1 protein-coding gene is annotated in these 271 nt (G+C 65.3%); it reads right to left on the bottom strand.

Annotation, left to right across the window (positions count from 1 at the left end; genetic code table 11):
- Window positions 1-44: 44 nt before the first annotated feature.
- Window positions 45-271 (bottom strand): hypothetical protein (locus SB724_RS20195; RefSeq protein ID WP_410572633.1); only part of this gene is annotated, 227 nt, incomplete at its 5' end.

Here is a 271-nt window from a genome sequence, read left to right as displayed (position 1 = left end):
GAGGGACCGGTCCAGCCGTGGGAGGTCTGATCTTGGCTCGGCACTCATAGTTTGAAGACCCGCCTCGGTGCAGTGTCGACGACGTCGACGATCAGCTCGTGCGCGCGGTCCTCGCTGATCCGGTGCTCGGCAACCAGGCGTGCCAGGAACGAGGCCTCGATCCTGCGGGACGCATTGTGCCGAGCCGGGATGGAACAGAAAGCCCGGGTGTCATCGATAAAGCCCGAAGTCCGGGAGAAGCCGGCGGTCTCGGTGACAGCGGACCGGAAGC

This window comes from Bacillus sp. SIMBA_031, assembly GCF_046535225.1.
Lineage (GTDB): Bacteria > Bacillota > Bacilli > Bacillales > Bacillaceae > Bacillus > Bacillus velezensis.
This window is presented reverse-complemented; position numbering and strand designations above follow the sequence as displayed.